Genomic DNA, 21,895 nt, shown 5'->3' on the forward strand with positions numbered 1-21,895 from the left:
CCCGAAAGGCCCGGCGCCGTTGCGGCGCCGGGCCTTTCGCGTTGGCAGGGGCGCTCAGTCCTTGGTGCGCAACCGGAACAGCACGCCGGCCGCCAGGTATCCGGCCAGCGCGATCCCGGCACACCACAGCACCGCCAGCAGCGCGCTGTTCCCGATCGGCGTACCCATCAGCAGTCCGCGCACGGTCTCGATGACGGGTGTGACCGGCTGGTTCTCGGCGAACCAGTGCAGGGCCGTCGGCATCGACTCCGGCGGCACGAACGCGCTGCTCACATAGGGCAGGAACATGAAGACGAAGGTGAACCCGTTGGCCGCCTCCGGATTCTTGGCCAGCACGCCGAGCGCCGCGGCCACCCAGGACAGCGCGAAAATGAACATCGCGATGACGCCGAGCGCGCCGAGCCAGCGCAGCGGGTCGGCGGTCGGCCGGAAGCCGAGCGCCACCGCCACCAGGATGACGATCCCGGTGGTGAGCATGTTGCGGATAAGACTCTCCACCACATGCCCGGTGAGCACCGCGGTCCGGGAGATGGCCATGGAGCGGAACCGGTCGATGATGCCGGTGGTGAGATCGGTGGTGAGGCTGGGCGCGGTGACGCCGGCCCCGAATCCCGCGCACAGCAGGATGATTCCGGGCACCACGTAGTCGATGTAGGCACCTGGCCCGACGTCGATCGCGCCACCGAAGACGTAGACGAACATCAGCAGGATCAAGATCGGCAGTGCGATCGTCACGATCATGGAATCAGGGCTGCGCAGCGTGTGCCGGATATTGCGATCGAGCATGGTGCCCGCGTCGACGGCGGAGCGTGTGAGCGTTGTCATGGCTGTTTCCTTCGGTTGGTCACGCGGCGGTCTTGGCCGGATGCCCGGTCAGCGCGAAGAAGACGTCGTCGAGATCCGGCACGTGCACGGTGACCTGGTCGACGGCGATATCGAGTTCGTCGAAGCGGTTGAGGAGCTTGCGCACCTCGTCCGCGTGCCCGTCGGAGGGCACCTGCAAGGTGAGCTGGACCGGATCGGCCTGTCCGTCGACGACCTGCCCGGCCGCGGTGAGCGCGTCCTGATTGCCGAAGCGCAGCAGCAGGTGCCCGCCCGGGGCCAGCTTCTTGAGTTCGGCCGGTGTGCCCTCGGCGACGATCTTTCCGTTGTCCAGCACCGCGATTCGATCCGCGAGCTGGTCGGCCTCCTCCAGGTACTGCGTGGTGAGGAAGACGGTGGCGCCGTCGGCGGCGAGCCGTCGGATGACCTGCCATAGGTCGCGCCGGCTGCGCGGATCGAGGCCGGTGGTGGGTTCGTCGAGGAAGATGACGCGCGGGCGGCCCATCAGGCTCATGGCCAGGTCGAGGCGGCGGCGCATGCCGCCGGAATAGGTGGCGGCGCGCCGGTCGGCGGCGTCGGTGAGGTCGAAGCGCTCCAGCAGCTCGGTACTGCGCCGGCGGGTTTCGGCGCGGTCCAGGTGCAGGAGTTTGCCGGTCAGTCTGAGGTTCTCGGTTCCGGTGAGCACGTCGTCGACGGCGGAGTACTGCCCGGTGAGGCCGATGAGCCGGCGCACGGTGTCGGCCTCGCGCAACAGGTCGTGGCCGAAGACGCGGGCGTCACCGGTGGTGGGTTCGCTGAGCGTGGCGAGGATGCGGACCAGCGTGGTCTTGCCCGCGCCGTTGGGGCCGAGCAGGGAAAAGATCGTTCCGGCGGCGACCTCGAGATCTATGCCGTCGAGCACCACGTGCTCGCCGAAGGACTTGCCGAGCCGGTGGACCGCGAGTGCGGGTGGTGGGTGAGGGGACATCAGGAAGGCTCCGATCCAAAACTGTGTATGCACTAAACCTAGTTTATATGGTAAACAGTTAATGCGCGCAAGGGCGTATCGAGATCGGGGTCCGCATGCGTGGCCCGGTTCTGTGACGTAGAGGATTGGAGGCACGCGCCGGCGGCTCGGCTCCGGTGCGCGTGGGTGCAGGAGAGGAGTGCGGAGTCGATGGCGACACCTGGGGATGCGGCGATACCGAAGTCGCTGGCGCTGTTGTGGGGGCTGGACGCGGCCGGGGAGCGCGGTCCCAAACGCGGGCTCAGCCTCGACCAGATCCTGGACGCCGCAATCGAAATCGGCGACGCGGAGGGTTTGGCGGCGATCTCGATGGGGCGGATCGCCAAGCAACTGGGCTTCACCGCCATGTCGCTGTACCGCTACGTCGACAGCAAGAAGACTCTGTTCGACATGCTGCTGGACCGGGTCATCGGGTTACCCCCCGAGACCGTGCCCGGCGCGCCGTGGCGGGACAGCCTGCGGCGCTGGGCGCTGGCCGAGTACGAGAGCATCGAGAAGCACCCGTGGTGGCTCGACCTCGCGATGAACGACCCGCCGATGGGGCCGAACAACATGGCCTGGCTCGAGGCCGGGCTGGCCGCGCTCGCCGAGACCGAGGTGCCGCCCCCCATCCGCATGCAGCTGGTGATGAACCTGACCTTCTACGTCATGGGCCGGGCCCGGGTGGGGCGCAGCATCAATCCGGATGAGGGAGAAAACGAAGACTTCGACGCGGTGCTCGCGCGCCTGATCGACCCGCAGCGCTTCCCCCATGTGGTCGCGGCCTTCGCCCGGTGGCCCTATGACGACGACGAAATCGACTGGCAGAAACTCGATTTCGACTTCGGTCTGGAGCGGACGCTGGACGGCTACGAAAGCTTCATCCGCTCCTTCGAGACCTAGACCGACAGATCGCGCCGCAGCTTCGCGACATGGCCGGTGGCCCGCACGTTGTACTGCGCGACCTCGACCTTGCCGTTCTCGTCCACCAAGAAGGTGGACCGGATGACACCGACCACGGTCTTGCCGTACATCGTCTTCTCGCCGAACGCGCCGTAGGCCGACAACGCAGTCTTGTCCGGATCCGACAGCAGCGGGAAGGTCAGCTTCTCGGCATCGCGGAACTTGGCGAGCTTGGCCGGCTTGTCGGGGGAGATGCCGAGCACCTCGATGCCCGCGCCCTCGAGCTCGGCGAGGCTGTCGCGGAAGTCGCAGGCCTGCTTGGTGCAGCCCGGGGTGCTCGCGGCCGGGTAGAAGTACACGATCACCTTGCGGCCGCGGTAATCGGCGAGTGAGACCTCGTTGCCGTCGGCGTCGGGCAGCGTGAACGCGGGGGCGGTATCGCCGGGGGAGAGTCGTTTGTCGGTCACGCCGAGCACGGTAACCCAACCTGCCGACAGATACACTCGTCTGCAAATCCGAAGGAGGACACAAGAGTGGCGAAGGATACCGAGCGGATCGAGCGGGAGATCGAGCTGGCCCGCACCCGGCTGGCGAGCACGCTCGACGAGATCGCGGTGCGCGCCGATCCGCAGCGGATCGCCGACGACACCAAGCACATGGTGCTGGCGAAGCTGAACGAACCCAAGGTGAAGTACAGCCTGATCGGCGCGGGCGCGGTGGTGGTCGGCCTGGTGCTGATCAAGGTCTTCCGCCGCTGAGCCGAAACCTCTAGCACGGCAACAAAAAACACCCGGTGTGAAACACCGGGTGTTTTCGTTTGAGCGGTATCAGACCGTCGGGCAGGCGAATCCGTCGCCGTCCGGGTCCAGGTGCGGGCCGTAGCCCTGTTCCCCACGGAAGAGGGGAGCGCGTCCGGCCGCCTTGGCCTCTTCGCAGTTGCGGAAAGCGCCTCCGGCAGAACCGGTCTGGGACAGACCCGCCGAACCGGTCGCGGTGGAGCCGGTATCGATCGCGGAAGAACCGGTGCCCGAGGAACCGGTGGGGTTGGCCATGGCGGCGGGCGCCGCGAGGAGCGTCAGGCCCGCGACGGCGACGTTGACGGTGAGCCGGCGAACGTTCATGTATTCCTCTGTGTCTACTGCGGTTGGGGGGTGGCGCGTGGCGAATATTTCATGACGCCGCCCAACACTGTTGTGACGCACCGCCTTCTTGTCAACCGCGAGCATCGCCGATCATCGGCGACTCAGTCCGCAGTCCACGGTCTGACAGGCGGTTTCACCCACAAGATTTTCTCCTCGGCGCAAGCTCTTCCGGCGGCCGGATGGCCGGGGTTGCGCGCCGCCCAGGCGGCTTTCTCGTCGAGCAGCCGGGCCGCGGCGGACCAGGTTTCGTCGGTGCTGGGCGGGTTGGTGCCGGCGGCGCGGGCGAGTTTCCGGCGGGCCGCCGCGGGCAGTTCGAGTAGTTCGGCACCGCTGATATCGCGATCCCAGAGATAGGTGGCCAAGCGGCGCGCTTTCTCGGCGCGACGGCTGACCGACACATCGGAGTGTGCGTAGTCATCAGCCATCGGGTGAGTCTATGCCGGAGGCCCTGGACCAAAGCAATGGTCGCAGGGCCTCCGGAGCTATGCAGTTGTCGTGCGATGGTGGATCAGTACGCCGAGTTGACGTTGTCCATCGAGCCGTAGCGGTGCGCGGCGTAGTTGCAGGCCGCGACGATGTTGGCGACCGGATCCCAGACATCGTGCGGGGTGCCGGCCACGTGGTACGCCTGGAAGGTCGGGTCGATCGTCTGCAGCAGGCCCTTGGACGGGATGCCCATCGCGGCATTGGAGTCCCACAGGTTGATCGCGGCCGGGTTACCGGCCGATTCCCGGATGATGTTCCGGTAGATGCCCTCGTAGCTGCCCGGGATGTTGTTGGCCTTCATGATGTCGAGCGCCTCGCGGATCCAACCGTCGAGGTTGTCCGGGTAGTCGGCGGCGGCCGGAGCCGGCGCCGGAGCGGCGGCAGCGGCCTTCTCGACGACCGGAGCCTCGGCCTTGGCGGCCGGAGCGGCGGCAGCGACGGCGGTCTGCGCCGGCTTGGCCTCGGAGATCATGGCGACACGCGAGGGAACGCTATCGTCGGCCACCGACACCGCGGACGATGCGGCGACGGCCACGATGCCGGCTGCGGCCACTGCGAAGGTGACGCCTTCGCGGAGGTTCTTACGTCGGATGGAAGAAAGCTTCATTACGTAGTCGGTTCCTTGTTCGGGGACAGGGGTGATCCGGCCGCGCAGCAGCGCGGATCCTTGGCGGGCTACCATCGAGGTGGCTCGCCGCAGAGCTGTGCTGTTGTCAGGTTTGGTTGTGGGGGAACTCCGTCCCCGGACACGACGCAGGTCGGGGGTTGCGGACCCCAGGCTCGCGCTCCTAGGCGCACCCTGGTCCGCAGCGTCGCGCGGATCTCCTCGTCTCACCGGACGGGGAGGTTGACTCGGAATGGGGATCGCGAGCTGGATGCTCGTTCCGCGAACCGCAGCAGGATCTGTATCTCGTCCTAGCCGAAGCGGTCCATTTCCGAATGGGGTCTGTTCTACTCCTCGGTCTTACCAACTTCAGGTCTGTTTGCGACCTCGTTACAGAGTGATCACGAATGTTGAACAGAAGGTGAACGAAAAGTGAACGGAAGGTCGTGTCGATCTTGGAACGACCTGGCCAGAGCGTTTGAAACCCTAGCTGCGCGGGGAGTTTGCCGATTGTGAGCCAGTGTCGCGCGTCACAAAACTTTCTCGAGCAAATGCCTTGCGAATTGGGTATAGCGGCGTGTCCATGTCCGAATTGTGATGCCTGAGCCGTCCAGGTAACGAACTGGTCAACCGTCCAAGAGGCCCAATTTGTCGCAATCGCCCGGTTCGCCGATACCGTTAGCCCTGCTCAGTACCTCTGCTGGACCCATCCTAAGCCTTCAATACCTCGGCGGAGATGCCTGCCCCGAGTGCCGTAACAGCCGCGACGCGCGACCGGATGTGATTGCTGGACAGTCGCCGCAGTTGCTTCACTGGGAGCGGAGAACACTGTGCGATCAATGATCACTTTTGCTATCGAGGAGGAAGCCGGGATGAAGCGCTTTGTACCGACGGCAGTCGCAGCAACGGGTATCGCATTGACCGCGATCTGGACGGCCGGGCCTGCTCAGGCCGCGCCCGAAGGATCGGCCTATTTCAGCTACGGCGGCAAGAATTGCGCCATCACTCCGGACGGAGTCATCGGCTGCGACGGATGGCAGCAGGTCCAGGTATTTTCCGTGCCGATCGGCGGCGGAATCCCGGTGTCGATCCCCGCACCGCAATCCATCCAGGACGCCGGCGGCGTCCATCCGTCCTACGATTTCAGTCAGCCCTTCACCCAGCCCGGCGGTAACCCGGACTTCTTCGCCGTCGCCAACGACAGCGGACCGTTCGGCCCCCGGCTCTCCCACGCCGGCGCGTTCTGCGAAATCAGCTTCCGCGGCTGGTTCCGCTGCGTCGCACGCGGGGCGTGACCCCGGCCTCTCGAGCGCGGTCTCACAGTTGCACCGTGGCGGTGGCCCGGCCGAAGATCTTGCGGCCGTCGTGGATTGCGGTGAGCGCGATGGTCGCGAGGCCGCTGTCGGGGTCGAGGTGTTTGACCCGGCCCTGGTACTCGATTTCACTCGGACGCTCCGCCGTCACGTAGACCGGGCTCGTCATCCGCACGCAATACTGGCGCAGCGCTCCGGGGTCGCCGAGCCAGGTGGTGACGTAGCCGGCGCCCATTCCCATGGTCAGCATGCCGTGGGCGACCGCGCTGTCCAGGCCGAACAGTTCGGCCGCCGCGTCGTGCCAGTGGATCGGGTTGGCGTCTCCGGAAACGCCCGCGTAGTGGACGAGATCGCCCAGCGTGAGTGTGAAGACCTTGCTCGGCAGTGTCTCGCCCGTCGAGACCGAACTCGCGGCGCGTGCCCGGAGTCGCTGGGAAACCGGCGCTGTCGACCCCTCGAGTGGGCTCGGGCCGGCGGTGACTGTGCCGGCCGGGTTGTTCGGCTTGCGGATGATGCTCGCCAAGGAATGCATGACGTCGTCGTTCGCCGCGGCGGGGCCGGAGCGGGCGACCAGGCTCGTCTGGGCGGTGAGAACGATCTCCCCGCGCTGGTTGGTGACGATATTCTCGACGACCAGCAGGTCGCCGCCGAAGGCTTGCCGGAATGAGCGCAGCGAAATATGGCTGGTGAGTTGGTCGCCGGCGATGACCGGTCGCAGGAAATCGAGAACCTGATCGGTCTGCATCGTGCTGGTGAGGTCGTAGCCCACCAGGATTTCGCCGAGTGCGCTGGTCACCGCGTTGGCTAAGAGCGAACCGAACGTCGGGGGAGCCAGCAGGCCGGCATAGCCGTATTCGGCTGCCGCCGATTCGTGTTGGTGGACCGGATGCGGATCCTGAACCGCGAGTGCGTATTCCCGGATCTTTTCGCGCCCCACCTCGTAGTAGTCACCCACCCGATAGCAGTTGCCCACGATCGAATGCGCGTGGGCGACAGCGTCGAACGCGACCGCGTCGCGGGCAGCCATGTGGTCGGTGGTCGTGGTGGTCGGCATAGAGTTCGGCTCCTTCTTTTGACTGATGGTCGTACTGGCCGGCGTAGGCCGAACGCCCGCATCGGAGTGGACGCGGGCGTTCGCGGACCAACGTCTAGCAGTTGCTGGGGGCTGGGGCGCCGGCGAACCGATCGGCCAGGTAGCCGAACGCGCGCGGGGCGCCGGCGGCGATCGCGGTGAGGTGGTCGGTGCCCGGGATCATGTCGAGCATGACCGGGGTGCCTGCCGCGCAGTAGCGGCCCATGACCTCTTTTGCCAGCCACGGGTCGACCTGATCGTTGAGCCCGTGCCATTCGTAGATCGGGATCCGCGGCACCCCGGCGAAGGTTTCCAGGCTGTTTTCGTGCAGGATCCGGATGGTGGTCGGATCGGCGTCTTCCATGGCGCCGTCGAAGACGTCGTTGAAGCCCTTGTTGGCGCCGGCGTTGATGATCTCGTTGGTGCAGGCGTTGGCGATGCGCCCGCGCAGCTCCCAGCCGGCCGGATTCAGGATCCGCTCCATCGGCAGCTGCTCGGGATATTCACGCTCCAAACCGATCGCCGCGGCGAAGCCGAGGCCGAACAGCGGACTCGGCTGCAGGCCGGTATCGCGGGCCAGCTTGCCGATGTTCACCGGGACCCCGCCTTGGGCCGCGCCGACGATCGGCAGTTCCGGCGCGTACTCGGGTGCCAGCGCCGCCGCGAAACCGGTCGCCATACCGCCGCCCGAATAGCCGGCCAAGCCGACCGGGCTGCCGGCGAGATCGGCGGGGGCGAACCGCTTCGCCGCCCGGATGCCATCCAGGGTCAATCGGCCGCCGAGCCGGGCCGCGCCGTAGGCACTGGTCGGGCCGAGATGATCGGGCACAGCGACCGCCCACCCGCGGGCCAGCAGCAGGTTCAACGCGGGCGCTTCCTGCAGACTGCCGTCGAACAGGCTGTGCGACGGAGCGCATTGCAGGCCAAGGGAGTTGACGAAAGGTTGATACGACACCAAGGGCCGATTGAGGCCCCCGCCGAGCGGCAGCAGAACGGTGGTGACCGCGGCAATCGGATCGCCCGCGGAGTTCGACGAACGGTAGAGCAGCTGCCAGGCTGTCGCGCCGGGAAATCCCGAGGCAGGCACGGTCCGGCTTCGTATCACATCGCCCGGCGCGAAGTTTCCTACATCCGGTGGCGCCCAATAGAATCCGTCGGGATCAGCCACCGGATAGATCGGCTGCGCCGCCACGGTCGGTGCGCCCGCCACACCGGCCAGCACAACCGAAAGCGCCGCAATGGCGCGCCGACCAATGGTTTTCCGTGAGCCCAGCACGCGCCGCCGTATCCGGCTCGCACGATTCGCGCTCGAAATTGCCCGTCGTGCCGCCATCTTTCGCTCCCGACCTCAGTGTGTATGGGCATAGGTGGGAACCCCGGCCAAACCTTCCCCGCATTCGTACGCGGCGGCCACACCAAAGTCAACGAACGACACTGTTCATTTAGGGTCGGATTCGTGAACGGGCGGAGTTCGGTTCGTCAGCAGGCGGCTATGTCCCTGCGAGCAGGACCGCGGTGCCGGATTTGCGGTATTGGCCTGGTGCGATGCCATATTCGCGTTTGAAGGCCTTGCCGAACGCGTATTCCGAGCCGTATCCGGTGTGCCCGGACGTCTGGTCTTTCGCGGTTGCCGAAGGAGACGCTGAAGTGTCGGCGAGCCCGCAGGAATTGCTCGCTTTCGCCGGGCATCCTGCCGACGCCACGACCTACCTGGAACAACAGGCGCGTGAGGGCCGGGTGGTCGTCACCCTGCGGGTCGCACGCCTCTACGGCACCGCTCTGGACATCGGGTGAGGCAGGTATGGGCATCAGCCGCCGAACGGCTGGGCACAGTTCATTGCACGAGTACTTCTAGAGCCTCCTCGAGCGAGCCGAGATGCCGCTGCTCGGCAAACTCGGTGCGCCGACTCCAGCCTGGTCCGGCGAGCAGTACGACGGCGGCAAGGGGTTCGGCTGTCTGGATGGGTCGCATCGACGCGGTGGCCGCCGATTGTGACCACAGCACCACGGGGGCGGGGTGGCGACGCCGGACCAGCGCGTCGGCCAAGGCCGCGCTGGGCACCGAAGCGCCGAGCAGCAGTGCGGGGCAACCACGTTCGGCCAGGGCGGCGCGCAACACTTCCAGTGGCAGAACATGTTGTTCACCGTCGGTGCAGGCCAGCACGGCGCCGCGGTGTCTGTCGGCGGGTGTCAGGGTCGGCACGGCGCGGTGCAAGCTCGTCGTCACCGCCCAGGACAGCAGGTGCTCGACCTCGATGTAACCCGCACCGGCGCGCTGCTGCTGCACGATCCGATCGAATGCGGGGCGGCACAGCTGATTCCAGGTGGCGACCACGCCCTCTTGGGTTAGATGTGCGGACAGCAGGCTCGACAGCCGGGCCACGCTCATCGACTCGGCGGCGGCGACCACGGCCTCGACATCGCCCGGCGCCGGGTCGGGCTCGCGCATCGCCTGCGCGGCGCGCGCGGCGCTGGCGGGGCTCGCACCCGATCGGACCAGTTCCAGCATGCGGGTGACCACGGCGATGTCGTGCAGCGTGTAGAGGCGGTGCCGGCCTGGATTCTGCTGCCGGGGACCGATGCCGTAGCGCCGGTTCCAGCTGCGCAGCGTGTCTACCGGAATACCCAGCCGCTGTGCCGCCGCTCCCACGGTGTACTCGGTCAACTGCTGCGGGTCGGCGTCGCCCGGCTCGGTGCTCATCGCCGCGGCGGCGGGTCCGCGAAGGGATCGAGCGCGGCGGCCAGGGGTGTCCGTCGGTGCCGGTGGAGCGGAATCGAGGTCATCGTTTTGTCTCCCGCGGTTCGAAGCGCTCCGGTCGCAGACCTGCCGGACTCGCGAATCCGACGCTAACATGAAAACGATGCATAAATGATTCATGACTCGGACACGATTCCGTACATTTCATCCTGAACAGGCTGGTTGTCGAATCGATCCGAAAGTTGTCGGCTTGGCTTGCATCATTTCTGCACCGTTTGTCGTACGATGGGCTCGGGCGGCACCGGCGCCACCCGATGTCTGGATCGCAAGACTTTGCACGGTCGGCACTCGGCGAGTGGCCAGTGAGGGAACAAGCGCAATGGCTCGATACTTGATCGCGGCGACACCGATTCCCGGGCATGTCACGCCCATGCTGGCGATAGCCGCTGATCTGGTGCGGCGCGGTCACCAGGTGCGGTTCCTGACCGGCGCCGCCTTCGCGGAGGTGGTCCGCGCGCGCGGAGTGCACCACGCGGTGCTGCCGCAAGCGGCGGAAGTATCGCGAATCGGCCTCCCCGACGGACTGCTCCCGGAGTTGCTGCGGCGGTGGCGAACCGGTCGAATCGAGATGCGAACCGGTTTTCTGGACCCACTCGCCGCTCAGTACCACGCTCTGCGCGCCGAGCTGGACCGGACGGAATTCGATGCCGTGCTGGTCGATGTGATGTTCACCGGCGCCATTCCGCTGGTCCTCGACCGGTCCGCGCGTCCTCCGGTGCTGGCCTGCGGGGTGGTTCCGCTGATGCTTTCCAGTGCGGACTGTGCGCCGTTCGGCGTGGGCTGGCAGCCGCGCGCCGACCGCGACTACGCGGCGATGAACCGGTTCGTCGAGCGGGTGCTGTTTCGCCGCGACCAGTCGCGCCTCGACGCGATTCTGTGCGAGTTGGGTGTGGGTCCCGCGCCGTTATACCTGCTCGACTGGCCGGTGCTGGCCGACCGGCTCCTGCAGTTCACGATTCCGGGATTCGAGTATCCGCGCGGTGATCTGCCGGAATCGGTCGTGTTCACCGGCCCGATACCCCTCGGCGGCACCGACGCGGTGTTGCCGGAGTGGTGGAGTGTGCTGCGCAGCGGCCGCAAGGTGGTCCATATGACCCAAGGGACTTGGGACAACAGCGATTTCGATCAGTTGATCCGGCCGGCGCTGCGCGCGTTGGCCGATCGTAGCGACGTGGTGGTCGTCGCGTGCACCGGTGGTGCGCCCGCGGCACTGGGACCGGTTCCGGCCAACGCCTACGTCACCGATTTCGTCCCCTATGAGCAGCTGTTGCCGTTCGTGGACGTGATGATCACCAACGGCGGCTACGGGGGTGTGCAGCAGGCGTTGCGGCACGGGGTGCCGCTGATCGTCGCGGGTGACACCGCGGACAAGCCGGAGATCGGCGCGCGTGTCGCCTATACGGGCACCGGCATCGATCTCGGTACCGCCCGTCCCGGTTCCGCCCGGCTCGCCGCGGCTGTCGACCGGGTCTCGAATTCGCCGCGGTACCGCACCGCGGCGCGGCGGATGGCAGCCGACATGGCCGCGTACGCGCCCTTCGAATCGATCGCCGCGGCGTTGGCCGCGGCATCCTCCCCGCCTGCACCGCACCGAAGCAGACCTGGCAGCACCGCGACGCGAAACGGAGAATCCCTGTGAGCACAGTGCTTTTCGATCCGGTCGAACCACCGCACGCGCCGGTTGATCGGGATGCCGCGGATGGCTTCGCGCACTGGTACGGCGGGCTGCGCGCCCAGGTGCTGGACGAGGTCGCCGAGTTCTTGGCGCGGGCGCGCATCGAGGAACTGGCGGTTGCCGGGGTCGAGGAGGTGTTGCGTCAGTACGCGCTGGGCGGCAAATGCCTGCGCTCCACCTTCATGTATCTGGGCTGGCTGTGCGGCGGCGAGCACGACCCCGCCGCATTGCGGGCGTGCGCCAGTCTGGAACTGCTGCACGCGTTCGCGCTGCTCCAAGACGACGTGATGGACGCGGGCATGCTGCGGCGCGGCGAAACGTCTGCCCACCTGCGGTTGTCGGAGCGGCATCGGGAGAACGGCCGATCCGGGTCGGCGCGCCGATTCGGCGCGTCCGCGGCGACGCTGCTCGGCGACATGTGCCTGGTCTGGGCGGAACAGATGCTGCGGGAAAGCGGGGTCGGCGCCGAGGCGCTGGCGCGGCTGTGGCCGACCTACGACCTGATGCGGATCGAATTGGCGGTGGGGCAGTTCGCGGATCTGTCCAACGACACCCGGGATCTGCCCACGCTGGAAACGGTCCTGGCCATCGCGCGCGCGAAATCGGGCAACTACACGGTGCGGCGTCCCTTGGAAATGGGTGCGGCACTGGCGGATTGCCCCGCGGCGACGATCACGGCGCTGGGCCGCTACGGCAGCCTCGTCGGTGAGGCTTTTCAGTTGCGTGACGACCTGCTCGGGATCTTCGGCTCCGCCACGGTCACCGGAAAACCCGAAGACAGCGATCTGGGTCAGCACAAAGCGACCAGCGTGGTGGTGGCCGCGTTCGAGATGGCCGACACCGCGACTCGAACCCAGCTGACGGAAGTCACGACGCTGCCGGTGCTCGACGCGGCGGCGATCACGCGCAGCCGGGAGCTGATCGCGGCCACCGGTGCGCCGGAGTACATCGAGTCGATGATCGCCGAACGGGTCGCGGAGGCGACCACGGTGCTCGGGACGCACGACCTGAAACCGGATCGGCGCGCGGCACTGGAACATATGGCGCTGCTGTGCACCGCCCGCGAACTATGACGAGGGAGAAGTAATGCGCACCGTTTCCGGTCGTACCGATCATGTCGTGGTGGTCGGCGCGGGACTGGCAGGTTTGTCCGCGGCGCTGCACCTGGCGGGCCGGGGACGCTCGGTCACCGTCGTCGAGCGCGAAGCCTGGCCGGGCGGCCGCATGGGGCGGCTCGACATCGATGGCTACCGCATCGACACCGGCCCGACCGTGCTGACCATGCCCGAAGTGCTCGACGAAGCCTTCGCCGCGGTGGGGGAGCGGACCTCGGATCGAGTCCAGTTGGTCCCGGTCGCACCGGCCTACCACGCGCGTTTCGCCGACGGACGCACCCTCGAGGTGCACAGCGACGCCGCCGAGATGACCCGGCGGATCACCGATTTCGCCGGTGCCGGGCAGGCGGCGGGCTATAACCGGCTGCGCGCCTGGCTGACCCGGCTGTACGCGGCGGAGTTCGATCAATTCATCGGGTCGAATTTCGATTCGCCGGCGTCGATGCTCACGCCCGGATTGGCCCGGCTCGTCGGCCTGGGCGGGTTTCGCGGCTGGGACCGCAAGGTCGCCGAGTTCATCGACGACCCAGACTTGCGTCGCGTCTTCACCTTCCAGTCGTTGTATGCGGGCGTCGCGCCACAGCACGCGCGGGCGGCCTACGCCGTGATCGCCTACATGGACACCATGGCGGGGGTTTTCTTCCCGCGGGGCGGCATGCGTGCGGTGCCCGATGCGCTGGCGGCGGCGGCCGAATCCGCGGGTGTGCGGTTCCGATACGGCGACGCGGTGACGGAATTGGTCAGATCCGGCAACCGTGTGCACGCTGTGCGCACCGAGCAGGGCGCCGACATCGCCTGCGACGCAGTGGTGTTGACCACCGAACTGCACCGCAGTCACGCGCTGCTCGGGCACCGTTCGCGCCGGCCGATGGCGGTGCGCGCCGCGCCCTCGGCGGTGGTCCTGCATCTGGGCTGTGACCGCGGCAGCGAGCTTCCGCACCACAGCCTGCTCTTCGGCGCGGCCTGGCGGTCCGTCTTCCGCGAGATCATCACCGAGGGGCAGGTCATGTCCGATCCGTCGCTGCTGCTCACCAGGCCCACGGCCGCCGATCCGTCGCTCGCGCCGCCGGGGCGCGATCTGCTCTATCTGCTCGCACCCGCGCCGAATCTGGCACGCGGCGATATCGATTGGGACGCAAAGGGTCCCGAGTACGCCGAGCAGATCCTCGACATCGCGCGACGGCGGCTGGGCGGCGACGCGCTGCGCGATGTGCAGGTGCTGCGCGTGGTCACTCCCGCGGACTGGGCGCGACAGGACATGCTCGCCGGTAGCCCCTTCGCGCTGGCGCACACCTTCGCCCAAACCGGGCCGTTCCGGCCGGCCAACATGGTGCGCGGAGTCGAAAACGCGGTGCTGGCAGGCGGATCGACGGTTCCCGGAGTCGGTATACCGCCGGTGCTCATCTCCGGACGTCTCGCCGCCGATCGGATCACCGGCCCGTGGCACGGTGCCCACCCGACCGCCGGAACAGTAGCGGATCGGGGAGCGCGATGACCCACGCCGAACTCGTCGCCGCCGGTATCGAGGACCCCGCCTTGCAGCAGTCCTACCGCGAGTGCCGCGCACTCAACGCCCGCCACGGCAAGACCTTCTTCCTGGCGACGCGGTTGCTCGCGCCCGATCAGCGCCCTGCCGTGCACGCGCTCTACGGTTTCGCGCGCCGCGCCGACGACATCCTCGACGACTTCGACCCGGCGCTCACCGTTGCCGAGCGTGCGGCTCGATTGGCCAGGCTGGCAACGCAATTCGAGTCCGTGGATACCGCGGGAGACGCCGTGCTGGCCGCGGTGCGGCACACCGTCGAGCGCTACCGGATACCGCGGGATCTGTTCGAGGCGTTCTTGATGTCGATGCGCATGGACCTCTCGGTCACCGACTATCCGGACCGGTCCGCGCTGGATCGCTACGTCTACGGTTCGGCGGAGGTGATCGGACTGCAATTGCTGCCGGTACTCGGCACCGCCTCGGCTGCGGCGGAAGCCGCGCCCTACGCGGCCGCGCTCGGAAAAGCCTTCCAGCTCACCAACTTTCTGCGCGATATCGACGAGGACCTGGCCCGCGATCGCGTCTATCTGCCCGCCGACGAACTGGCCGCGCACGGCGTCGACCGGGAACTGCTGTCGTGGTGTAGCGGGCGTGGCAAAGCCGACCCGCGGGTGCGTGCCGCATTGGCCGCACAACACGCCGAGACCCGCGCGATCTACGACTACGCACGCGCCGGTATCGAGACGCTGGCGCCGCGGTCACGGCCCTGCGTGGCCACGGCCGCGGTGCTGTACGCGCGGATCCTCGACCGGATCGAGGACCGGGACTTCGAAGTCTTCGGACATCGCGCCAGGGTCGGCACCGGCGAACGCCTGCGCGTCGGCGGCGCCGGTGTGTTCAAAGCATGGTGGGCCCGCCGGAAAGCGCAGCCGGTCCCGGCGCCCGCGCTGGAGAACCTCCCGACGACTGCCACCGAGGAGTGACCGTGGACCGATGGCACTATCTGCTCGTCCTGATCGCGTGCGTGGTGTTGACGGCGCCGCTGGAATTCCTCGGGCGCGGGGTATATCGCAGGCCGCGCTTGCTGCTGGGCGCCGTGGTGCCGATCGGTGTGTTCGTCATCTGGGATCTGGTGGCGATCGCCGCGGGCGTGTGGAGTTTCAATCCGCGCTATGTGCTCGGTGTACGGCTGCCGGGCGGGCTGCCGCTCGAGGAATTGCTGTTCTTCGTGGTCGTGCCGCTGTGCGGGTTGCTGACCTTCGTCGCGGTCGAGGGCTTGCTGGACAAGGCGCGCCTCGCCGGCCGGAAACGGGCACAACGGTGAACCTGGGCGGAGTGGGTTACACGCTGCCCGCCGTGGTCGCGGTCGTCGTGGTGTGCCTGCTGGAGTGGATGTGGTTGCGCACCGGGCTGTTTCACCGTCCGGCCTACTGGCTGTCGATGCTGATCGTGTTCGGATTTCAGATCCCGGTCGACGGCTGGCTCACCGATCTCGACGCTCCCATCATCGTCTACAACCCGGATCACATTCTCGGCCTTCGTTTTCCGCTGGATATCCCGGTAGAGGACTTCCTGTTCGGGTTCGCGCTGGTGACCGCGGTCCTGCTCGGCTGGGAACGAACACGACAGCGACAGGAGGAAGCTCGCCGATGACCAGCGATGTGCGCGCGATCGGGCACGGCCGAGACGCTCGGCGGGTGCGTTATCCGGCAGCAGTGGGACGGTCCGATGTGGGCCGGGACGGCCGCCGCCCCAGGGCTGTGGTCGTGGGTGCGGGCATCGCCGGTTTGGCCGCCGCGACCGGATTGGCCGAGCGTGGATTCGAGGTCGAGGTCATCGAACGCGAGCGGTATCTGGGCGGGCGGGTCGGCGGCTGGACACACCGGCTCGACGACGGCAGCCCGGTCGCCATGAATCGTGGCTTCCACGCCTTTTTCGCGCAGTACTACAATCTGCGAAAGATGCTGTCGCGCAGTGATCCTCGGCTCGACCGGCTGCATCGGCTGGCGGATTACCCGCTGATCGACGGGCACGGGCGCGTGGACAGTTTCCGCGGGATTCCGCGTACGCCGCCATGGAACGCGATCGCCTTCGCGCTGCGCAGCCCCACCTTCCGCCTGCGCGACCTGATCCAGCTCGACGCCCGGGCCGCCGCGCCGCTGGCCGCGGTGTCGGTGCCGCGCATCTACGAGCAACTCGACCACCTCGACGCGGAAACCTTCCTGCGCGACATCAACTTTCCGGAGGCCGCCCGGCATCTGGCCTTCGAGGTGTTCTCGCGCAGCTTCTTCGTGGCGCCGAAGAACATGTCGGCCGCCGAGCTCGCGGCGATGTTCCACATCTATTTTCTCGGCTCCAGCGAGGGCCTGGTCTTCGATGTGGCCGAAGACAACTTCGATGTGAGCCTGTGGAATCCGCTGGCGGAGTATCTGAGCGGGTCAGGACGGGTCCGTTTCCACACGGGCGTCCGCGTGCAGCGGATCGATACCGCGGGTGACGGTTTCGTCATCGCGGACGACACCGGCGCGACGACACCGGCCGACGCGGTGGTACTGGCCGCCGACATTCCCGGCCTGCGCCGTGTCGTCGCCGCGTCACCGACGCTCGGCACCACCGAATGGCGTTCGCGGATAACCGAATTGGGCACCGCGCCCAGCTTCGCGGTGTTGCGGCTGTGGCTGGATCGGCCGGTGCGCGCGGACCGGCCGAGCTTCCTGGGCACCGGGAACATGGACCCGCTCGACAACATCAGCATCGTGAGCTCCTACGAACGGCAGGCCGCGGAATGGGCGCGCACGCACGGCGGCAGCGTCGTCGAACTGCACGCCTACGCGGCGGCGGACGAGCAACCCGCGCCCGGACCCGCCGCGGAGCTGCGCCGGCGCCTACTGGCGCGGCTGCACGAGATCTATCCCGAGACCGCCGCCGCACGGATCGTGGGGGAAACGACGCTGTGGCGCCAGGACTGCCCGCGATTCGCTCCCGGCGACTTCGCGCGCCGACCCGGTGTGCTCACACCGGTTCCCGGACTCGTGCTCGCCGGTGACGGCATCCGCGTCGACCTACCGGTGGCCTTGATGGAACGCGCCGCGACCACCGGATGGCTCGCGGCCAACGCGCTGCTCGACCGGCACGGCGGTGCCGGCCACGACTTGCAGACAGTCCCGGCCCGCGGGCGCTCGGCGGCGCTGCGGACATTGGCCACCCTCGGAAGGCACGATCGATGAAAAAGTCGCCGCTGCAACGTTTCTCACCGCAGACCTGGTCGCGCCAAGACCCCACCTACGATACCGCCGATCCCGCGCTGATCGCGGCGGCGCTGCGCTGGTCGCAGCGCCGCCCGTCGGGCAATTGGTACGCCATCGCCGCCAGTCGTCAGATCCGTGCCGATCGGCCCTTCGCCACCACAGTCGGCGGCGTGGAGATCGTGGCCTGGCGTGATGGGGGCGGCGGCCTGCATATCGGTCCCGGCGCCTGCCCGCACCTGGGGGCGGATCTGGGGACCGCCGAGGTCGAGGACGCCGCGTTGATCTGCCGGTGGCACGGGATGCGGGTCGGCGCCGGGGGTTCCGCGCGCTGGAGCCCTTACCCCGCCCATGACGATGGCGTGCTGGCGTGGGTGCGCCTGGACAAGCTGGGCGGCGAGGAGCCCACCGCCACACCGATTCTCGGGGCCCGGCCGGTCGATGCCACCGTGCACGCGGTGACCCGTTTGGTCGGCGTATGCGAGCCACGCGACATCATCGCCAACCGCCTCGACCCCTGGCACGGATCCTGGTTCCATCCCTATTCGTTCGCCCGCTTGACCGTGACCCAGGCCCCGCCACGGCACGACATCACCGAAGACAACCACCGATTCCTGCTGAACGTGACCTTCCGGGTGACGCGAAAACTCGGCGTGCCGGTCGAAGCGGAATTCACCTGCCCGGACCCGCGGACCATCATCATGCGCATCACCTCCGGTGAGGGGACGGGCAGCGTGGTCGAAACGCACGCCACCCCGCTGGGGCCCGGCCCGGACGGCCGCGAGCTGACCTCCGTCATCGAAGCCGTTGTCGCACATTCGGACCGGCCGGGATTCCGGCACGCACGGCGGGTGCTGCCGCTGCTGCGCCCCGCCATGCGGTACACGGCGGAACGCCTGTGGCGCGACGATCTCGTCTACGCCGAGCGCCGCTACGCAGTGCGCGTCCGGCAGCGCTGAGGCCCGCCTCGTTGCCGGCCGGCGTCATTTCTCCCTGATCGGATTGGCGAAGTCAGCCCGCTTGAGGTGGCAGCCGGTGGTCGCCGAGATAACCGTAGCCTTCTGGCTGCCGACTTTGATCACGGTGCCGATGTCAGGGTTGGAAAACCAGATGTCGTGATTGCCCGGCGTTCCCGGGACGCTGTTGATGTCCTGCATGACCGCTGGATTGCTGGCCCCGACCTTTGCGACGATCTCATTCACGCGGCCGACGAGGGTTGGCCAGACCTCATCTGGGATCGGAGCGCTGGCGACATAGTTGCGCAGAGTTCGCTTTAATCCGTTGGTCCGATCGAACGGTCGACCGCATCGTGTAGTCGACTCTTCACGATTCCAATAGAAGCGGAGCCCAGGGACCAGTTCAGAGGCGGCAGCCGCGATCTGTTCAACGACTCCGTTGATCTCCGCGGTGGCATCTTCCATGCTGCTTCGCTGCTGCAATTGTTGCGCGGCTGCGGCGGTTTCGTCGTCACTGCTTGGTTCGTACGGATTCTCAGTCATTCGATACAGCCCTATCGCTAGCAGGATCATCATGATCACTCCGGCAACCAACGTGAGGGCGATGATCAATCGCATTCGATTGCGGGTCATCGCTGACTACTCGGATTTGTCGCATTGCCCGGGAGTCCCGCAACGATTGCGGCCAGGTTGTATCCGCTGCGGTGTAGTGGGATGTTCGGGTTGTCGCCATCCGGAGTCCGAGGGTAGCTCGCATGCCCAGAGCCCTGCGGATACTTGTTCTGCCCGTCGGTGATCTCCTCAGTACTCAGTGTGGTGACCCACGGCATATGTGTCGGACCCCGGCCGAAAGCATTCGTGTGTCCGACCAAGTCGTCGTGCTCATTCATGCCGTATACGTGTCCCGGTTCGAGACCCAAGTCTCCGGCCGACTCGACCTCGTCGTTCCAACCGGGGGCTTGCCAAGGCCCTACCGCACCTGGAACGGGGATATCGCCGCCGAGACCGGGAGAGCCGTAGAACACCACATCGTCAACGGCTTTCCCGTTTTCTTGCAGAGCCTGGCTGGTCGCCAGCGACCCATAGGAATGCCCCAACGCTGTGATGTGTGGATCGTTCTTATTGCTCGCGGTTTCCAAACCCTCGTAGAACTGCGCGAGCGGCTTCGCCGCTTCGTTCGCCCGACCCTCCAGTCCGACATTGGGTATGTCCGCAGCATTTTTCTGCGGCGGGTCATAGCCCAGCCAAGCCACTGTCGCTACCGACTCGGTGCCACGCCCTGCCTTCTCCAACTGTCGCTCCGTCTCGGTTTTGAGGGTTTGTGCCTCGTTGGCCATCCCCGCCAGCGAAGCAGCAGTCGTACCCAACCCTGGTGTTGCCACGGAGATATGGTCTGCGTTGTCCGGATCGCCAACGGCGAGAGCGGCCCGCACCTGCCGGCCGGAATTCACATCGAGCGCGAGCAACTTCGGCGACGGGTTCCGCTCAGGATCTTTCACGACCGCGCTGATCTTGTTGACGTCATCGAGGCGGCGCTGCTTCTCCGTTCGCTCCTGCAGTGCTCGACTGTCATCCGGATTCTGGGCGATGTGGGTGTTCAACGCGTCGACATCGCGCCTGAGCCGGGTCTGCTCGGTGTCGAGCACAACGCGATTGGCTTTGTCCCGCACGTCTGCGGGGATCCCATCGAGGCTGCCGATCGACGCCGGCTGGGTTCGCAGTACCTCTTCTTTTTCTTGGGCGGTCAGCGATTCCCAGTACTTCTTGTTCTCCTCCGGGGTCCCGTTCTTCGGTGGCTCCGCAGTGGTTTTCACTGTCGGCGAGTCGTTTCCGAAGGATTCTGCCGAGGGCAGGTTCGCGAACGCCGCTTCGATGCCTTGTTTGGCATGGGTATCTACCTGGGCTGCGTATTCCAAGGCCTGCTTGATCGCCGCGGTCTGGGCGTCGGCGTCGACGATGAGGGCGCTGATGGCGGTGCTGTACCGGTCCGCGTCACCGTTGACTGCCGAATAGATCCGCTGCTTGACCTGCTCGGTGATGGTGCAGGTGCCGTCGTCGCCGACCTGCAGCAGCTTGCTTTCGGCGGTCGTCTTGGTCGACTGCACCTTCGCCTTGGCGGATACGAAGTTCGCTTGCGCGAAAGTGACGGTGGTGCTGCCCTTCTCGAGAGCGTCGATCACTTGTGATGACTTGGTGCGCACCTGCCCGAACCGGTCCCGCATCGCGTCACCGGACTTGCCCTTCCACGTATCGCGGGAATTGTCGACCGCCCGGTACTGGGTGTCCATGCGGGTGCGGAGTTCGTTCGCCTGGCGGGTCCACTCGGTGGCTTGCGTGCTGAGAGTTTCCGGCTTCCACGCCAGGACCTGGGTCACGGTGAGGTTCTTGCTCACTTGATGCCCTCGCCCGCCGCCGCGACAGCCTTCGCGTTGGCCTCGTCTTTGGCTTTCATGGCGATGATCGCCGCGACCGCGGTTCCGCCCATTTCCAGCAGCGCCGTGCCCACCGCGCCCATGGCCTTGTCTGCGGACTTCACGGCGAGCTGGCAGGCCGCCGGTGCGTCAGCGCCGGGAAGACCGTCGAGCACACCATCGGCGAGGGCCCCGCCCTTACCGACAGTCTGGATCTCTTGGCCGGCGGTGCCGAGCCCGTCGGCCAGTGTCCGCGCGGCGTCTTTGTCCAGTACGAGATCGTCGTAATCGCCCACGAAAGGCCCCCTCAGCGCATTTGATGTGCAGCTTCCTGGCCACTATAAGCTGGCAAAGTAGTGAAACATGAGCGGGGACACATACTGACATGTCCGATATAGACCCCCTGAGCAACCGAATCGACGACCTCCAAGCAGCGCTTGGGCAGGGTGGTTCGCGTCATGAAAGCCCGCATCTCAGTGTGGAGATAGCCCCGGATGGGGGCCTCCTGGCGGTCCACCTGACCGACTCCGGCCGTCTACTCACCCCTAACGCCCTCGCCGCGGAGATCGTGCGCGTGCAGTCCGCCGCCGTAGCTGGAGCCCGCAAAGCCGTCGCCGCCGCGATCGCCGCCATTGAGAATGATCCGAGGTTGCAAGCGCTGACCGAGCGTGGCGTCGACGCTCTGAACCAGCCACTACCGACCCAACCCGCCCGTCGACACGAGCCGACGCAGGAGGAGGAAGAAGAGATGGACCGCTACTACCAGCGCAAATCATGGCTGGAGTAAGGAAAAAAGGTGCGCCATCAGGGACTCGAACCCCGAACCCGCTGATTTGGAGCCTCACTTTTCCTCACCTGCCCTTACTGATACCGACGCCCCCGACCATGTTGGAGGCTGTCAAGTAGACCAGATGGTATCGCC

At 66.9% G+C, this 21,895-nt stretch carries 25 protein-coding genes; 13 read left to right on the forward strand and 12 right to left on the reverse strand.

Going from position 1 to position 21,895, the window contains the following annotated elements; translation table 11 throughout:
* Positions 1–54: 54 nt before the first annotated feature.
* Together IBX22_RS33375 and IBX22_RS33380 are read right to left on the reverse strand one after the other, a co-directional pair.
* A complete protein-coding gene (locus IBX22_RS33375) occupies positions 55–825 on the reverse strand; it encodes an ABC transporter permease (RefSeq protein WP_194819784.1) in 771 nt (256 codons plus the stop codon).
* A 19-nt stretch (positions 826–844) separates the two neighbouring features.
* The gene (locus tag IBX22_RS33380; protein WP_194819835.1) at positions 845–1,789 is read right to left on the reverse strand and encodes an ATP-binding cassette domain-containing protein; all 945 of its coding nucleotides are present in this window, start codon (positions 1,787–1,789) and stop codon (positions 845–847) included.
* 189 nt (positions 1,790–1,978) lie between these two features.
* On the opposite strand from IBX22_RS33380, the gene IBX22_RS33385 reads away from it, so the two are divergent.
* A complete protein-coding gene (locus tag IBX22_RS33385; protein WP_194819785.1) occupies positions 1,979–2,710 on the forward strand; it encodes a TetR/AcrR family transcriptional regulator in 732 nt (243 codons plus the stop codon).
* Here the strand turns inward: IBX22_RS33385 and bcp are convergent.
* Positions 2,707–3,177 carry a thioredoxin-dependent thiol peroxidase gene (gene bcp / locus IBX22_RS33390; RefSeq protein ID WP_194819786.1) on the reverse strand — a complete coding sequence of 157 codons (471 nt, stop codon included), beginning with the start codon at positions 3,175–3,177 and terminating at the stop codon, positions 2,707–2,709. The genes IBX22_RS33385 and bcp overlap by 4 nt on opposite strands.
* A 66-nt stretch (positions 3,178–3,243) precedes the next feature.
* On the opposite strand from bcp, the gene IBX22_RS33395 reads away from it, so the two are divergent.
* Positions 3,244–3,468: a DUF3618 domain-containing protein gene (locus IBX22_RS33395; protein WP_194819787.1), complete on the forward strand. Its 225-nt coding sequence runs from the start codon at positions 3,244–3,246 to the stop codon at positions 3,466–3,468.
* Positions 3,469–3,537: 69 nt separating this feature from the next.
* Here the strand turns inward: IBX22_RS33395 and IBX22_RS33400 are convergent, their stop codons facing one another.
* From IBX22_RS33400 to IBX22_RS33410, 3 genes are all read right to left on the reverse strand, one after another.
* Positions 3,538–3,831 (reverse strand): excalibur calcium-binding domain-containing protein, encoded by a 294-nt coding sequence (locus tag IBX22_RS33400; RefSeq protein ID WP_194819788.1) that lies wholly within the window; start codon positions 3,829–3,831, stop codon positions 3,538–3,540.
* Positions 3,832–3,953: 122 nt separating this feature from the next.
* The gene (locus IBX22_RS33405) at positions 3,954–4,277 is read right to left on the reverse strand and encodes a hypothetical protein (RefSeq protein ID WP_194819789.1); all 324 of its coding nucleotides are present in this window, start codon (positions 4,275–4,277) and stop codon (positions 3,954–3,956) included.
* An 83-nt stretch (positions 4,278–4,360) separates the two neighbouring features.
* Positions 4,361–4,945 (reverse strand): transglycosylase SLT domain-containing protein, encoded by a 585-nt coding sequence (locus IBX22_RS33410; RefSeq protein ID WP_194819790.1) that lies wholly within the window; start codon positions 4,943–4,945, stop codon positions 4,361–4,363.
* 869 nt (positions 4,946–5,814) lie between these two features.
* Between IBX22_RS33410 and IBX22_RS33415 the strand changes: the two genes are divergently transcribed.
* Positions 5,815–6,237 carry a hypothetical protein gene (locus IBX22_RS33415; RefSeq protein ID WP_194819791.1) on the forward strand — a complete coding sequence of 141 codons (423 nt, stop codon included), beginning with the start codon at positions 5,815–5,817 and terminating at the stop codon, positions 6,235–6,237.
* A 22-nt stretch (positions 6,238–6,259) separates the two neighbouring features.
* Here IBX22_RS33415 and IBX22_RS33420 read toward each other — a convergent pair whose 3' ends face one another.
* Together IBX22_RS33420 and IBX22_RS33425 are read right to left on the reverse strand one after the other, a co-directional pair.
* Complete coding sequence (locus IBX22_RS33420) at positions 6,260–7,309, reverse strand: fused (3R)-hydroxyacyl-ACP dehydratase subunits HadA/HadB (RefSeq protein ID WP_228539999.1); 1,050 nt, start codon at positions 7,307–7,309, stop codon at positions 6,260–6,262.
* A gap of 94 nt (positions 7,310–7,403) precedes the next feature.
* A complete protein-coding gene (locus IBX22_RS33425) occupies positions 7,404–8,414 on the reverse strand; it encodes a lipase family protein (RefSeq protein WP_309234891.1) in 1,011 nt (336 codons plus the stop codon).
* A gap of 458 nt (positions 8,415–8,872) precedes the next feature.
* Here IBX22_RS33425 and IBX22_RS38615 point away from each other — a divergent pair, with 458 nt between their 5' ends.
* Positions 8,873–9,121 carry a hypothetical protein gene (locus IBX22_RS38615; protein WP_255526527.1) on the forward strand — a complete coding sequence of 83 codons (249 nt, stop codon included), beginning with the start codon at positions 8,873–8,875 and terminating at the stop codon, positions 9,119–9,121.
* A 40-nt stretch (positions 9,122–9,161) separates the two neighbouring features.
* Here the strand turns inward: IBX22_RS38615 and IBX22_RS33435 are convergent, their stop codons facing one another.
* A complete protein-coding gene (locus tag IBX22_RS33435) occupies positions 9,162–10,028 on the reverse strand; it encodes a MerR family transcriptional regulator (protein WP_194819793.1) in 867 nt (288 codons plus the stop codon).
* Between the two features lie 376 nt (positions 10,029–10,404).
* Here IBX22_RS33435 and IBX22_RS33440 point away from each other — a divergent pair, with 376 nt between their 5' ends.
* From IBX22_RS33440 to IBX22_RS33475, 8 genes are read left to right on the forward strand one after another with little or no spacing between them, the layout of a single operon-like run.
* Positions 10,405–11,724, forward strand: coding sequence for a glycosyltransferase (locus IBX22_RS33440; RefSeq protein ID WP_194819794.1), 1,320 nt, complete (start codon positions 10,405–10,407; stop codon positions 11,722–11,724).
* A gap of 5 nt (positions 11,725–11,729) precedes the next feature.
* A complete protein-coding gene (locus tag IBX22_RS33445; RefSeq protein ID WP_194819837.1) occupies positions 11,730–12,833 on the forward strand; it encodes a polyprenyl synthetase family protein in 1,104 nt (367 codons plus the stop codon).
* A 13-nt stretch (positions 12,834–12,846) separates the two neighbouring features.
* A complete protein-coding gene (crtI, locus tag IBX22_RS33450) occupies positions 12,847–14,370 on the forward strand; it encodes a phytoene desaturase family protein (RefSeq protein ID WP_194819795.1) in 1,524 nt (507 codons plus the stop codon).
* Positions 14,367–15,344 carry a phytoene/squalene synthase family protein gene (locus tag IBX22_RS33455; RefSeq protein WP_194819796.1) on the forward strand — a complete coding sequence of 326 codons (978 nt, stop codon included), beginning with the start codon at positions 14,367–14,369 and terminating at the stop codon, positions 15,342–15,344. Before crtI ends, IBX22_RS33455 begins: the two co-directional genes overlap by 4 nt.
* 2 nt (positions 15,345–15,346) lie before the next feature.
* Positions 15,347–15,685 carry a lycopene cyclase domain-containing protein gene (locus IBX22_RS33460; RefSeq protein WP_194819797.1) on the forward strand — a complete coding sequence of 113 codons (339 nt, stop codon included), beginning with the start codon at positions 15,347–15,349 and terminating at the stop codon, positions 15,683–15,685.
* A gap of 2 nt (positions 15,686–15,687) precedes the next feature.
* The gene (locus IBX22_RS33465) at positions 15,688–16,014 is read left to right on the forward strand and encodes a lycopene cyclase domain-containing protein (RefSeq protein ID WP_194819838.1); all 327 of its coding nucleotides are present in this window, start codon (positions 15,688–15,690) and stop codon (positions 16,012–16,014) included.
* Positions 16,011–17,588, forward strand: a complete 1,578-nt coding sequence (locus IBX22_RS33470) for an FAD-dependent oxidoreductase (RefSeq protein ID WP_194819798.1) — start codon at positions 16,011–16,013, stop codon at positions 17,586–17,588. The genes IBX22_RS33465 and IBX22_RS33470 overlap by 4 nt, the downstream gene beginning before the upstream one ends.
* Positions 17,585–18,565, forward strand: a complete 981-nt coding sequence (locus IBX22_RS33475) for a DUF5914 domain-containing protein (protein ID WP_194819799.1) — start codon at positions 17,585–17,587, stop codon at positions 18,563–18,565. The genes IBX22_RS33470 and IBX22_RS33475 overlap by 4 nt, the downstream gene beginning before the upstream one ends.
* A 24-nt stretch (positions 18,566–18,589) precedes the next feature.
* Here the strand turns inward: IBX22_RS33475 and IBX22_RS33480 are convergent, their stop codons facing one another.
* Genes IBX22_RS33480 through IBX22_RS33490 form a run of 3 tightly spaced genes read right to left on the reverse strand, consistent with a single transcriptional unit; the run spans position 18,590 to position 21,269 of the window.
* Positions 18,590–19,195 (reverse strand): LppA family lipoprotein, encoded by a 606-nt coding sequence (locus tag IBX22_RS33480; RefSeq protein WP_194819800.1) that lies wholly within the window; start codon positions 19,193–19,195, stop codon positions 18,590–18,592.
* Positions 19,192–20,955 carry an alpha/beta hydrolase gene (locus tag IBX22_RS33485; RefSeq protein ID WP_375540307.1) on the reverse strand — a complete coding sequence of 588 codons (1,764 nt, stop codon included), beginning with the start codon at positions 20,953–20,955 and terminating at the stop codon, positions 19,192–19,194. Before IBX22_RS33485 ends, IBX22_RS33480 begins: the two co-directional genes overlap by 4 nt.
* The gene (locus tag IBX22_RS33490) at positions 20,952–21,269 is read right to left on the reverse strand and encodes a hypothetical protein (RefSeq protein WP_194819802.1); all 318 of its coding nucleotides are present in this window, start codon (positions 21,267–21,269) and stop codon (positions 20,952–20,954) included. The genes IBX22_RS33485 and IBX22_RS33490 overlap by 4 nt, the downstream gene beginning before the upstream one ends.
* A gap of 89 nt (positions 21,270–21,358) precedes the next feature.
* On the opposite strand from IBX22_RS33490, the gene IBX22_RS33495 reads away from it, so the two are divergent.
* Positions 21,359–21,760 carry a hypothetical protein gene (locus tag IBX22_RS33495; protein WP_194819803.1) on the forward strand — a complete coding sequence of 134 codons (402 nt, stop codon included), beginning with the start codon at positions 21,359–21,361 and terminating at the stop codon, positions 21,758–21,760.
* Positions 21,761–21,895: the final 135 nt, after the last annotated feature.

This window comes from Nocardia sp. XZ_19_385 (genome assembly GCF_015355755.1).
Lineage (GTDB): Bacteria > Actinomycetota > Actinomycetes > Mycobacteriales > Mycobacteriaceae > Nocardia.

What these genes read in the sequence shown, in the direction of transcription:
- IBX22_RS33375 (WP_194819784.1), bottom strand. Translation starts at nt 825, where the DNA reads ATGACAACGCTCACACGCTCCGCCGTCGACGCGGGCACCATGCTCGAT.
- IBX22_RS33380 (WP_194819835.1), bottom strand. Translation starts at nt 1,789, where the DNA reads ATGTCCCCTCACCCACCACCCGCACTCGCGGTCCACCGGCTCGGCAAG.
- IBX22_RS33385 (WP_194819785.1), top strand. Translation starts at nt 1,979, where the DNA reads ATGGCGACACCTGGGGATGCGGCGATACCGAAGTCGCTGGCGCTGTTG.
- IBX22_RS33400 (WP_194819788.1), bottom strand. Translation starts at nt 3,831, where the DNA reads ATGAACGTTCGCCGGCTCACCGTCAACGTCGCCGTCGCGGGCCTGACG.
- IBX22_RS33405 (WP_194819789.1), bottom strand. Translation starts at nt 4,277, where the DNA reads ATGGCTGATGACTACGCACACTCCGATGTGTCGGTCAGCCGTCGCGCC.
- IBX22_RS33410 (WP_194819790.1), bottom strand. Translation starts at nt 4,945, where the DNA reads ATGAAGCTTTCTTCCATCCGACGTAAGAACCTCCGCGAAGGCGTCACC.
- IBX22_RS33415 (WP_194819791.1), top strand. Translation starts at nt 5,815, where the DNA reads ATGAAGCGCTTTGTACCGACGGCAGTCGCAGCAACGGGTATCGCATTG.
- IBX22_RS33420 (WP_228539999.1), bottom strand. Translation starts at nt 7,309, where the DNA reads ATGCCGACCACCACGACCACCGACCACATGGCTGCCCGCGACGCGGTC.
- IBX22_RS38615 (WP_255526527.1), top strand. Translation starts at nt 8,873, where the DNA reads ATGCCATATTCGCGTTTGAAGGCCTTGCCGAACGCGTATTCCGAGCCG.
- IBX22_RS33435 (WP_194819793.1), bottom strand. Translation starts at nt 10,028, where the DNA reads ATGAGCACCGAGCCGGGCGACGCCGACCCGCAGCAGTTGACCGAGTAC.
- IBX22_RS33440 (WP_194819794.1), top strand. Translation starts at nt 10,405, where the DNA reads ATGGCTCGATACTTGATCGCGGCGACACCGATTCCCGGGCATGTCACG.
- crtI (WP_194819795.1), top strand. Translation starts at nt 12,847, where the DNA reads ATGCGCACCGTTTCCGGTCGTACCGATCATGTCGTGGTGGTCGGCGCG.
- IBX22_RS33455 (WP_194819796.1), top strand. Translation starts at nt 14,367, where the DNA reads ATGACCCACGCCGAACTCGTCGCCGCCGGTATCGAGGACCCCGCCTTG.
- IBX22_RS33470 (WP_194819798.1), top strand. Translation starts at nt 16,011, where the DNA reads ATGACCAGCGATGTGCGCGCGATCGGGCACGGCCGAGACGCTCGGCGG.
- IBX22_RS33475 (WP_194819799.1), top strand. Translation starts at nt 17,585, where the DNA reads ATGAAAAAGTCGCCGCTGCAACGTTTCTCACCGCAGACCTGGTCGCGC.
- IBX22_RS33480 (WP_194819800.1), bottom strand. Translation starts at nt 19,195, where the DNA reads ATGACCCGCAATCGAATGCGATTGATCATCGCCCTCACGTTGGTTGCC.
- IBX22_RS33495 (WP_194819803.1), top strand. Translation starts at nt 21,359, where the DNA reads ATGTCCGATATAGACCCCCTGAGCAACCGAATCGACGACCTCCAAGCA.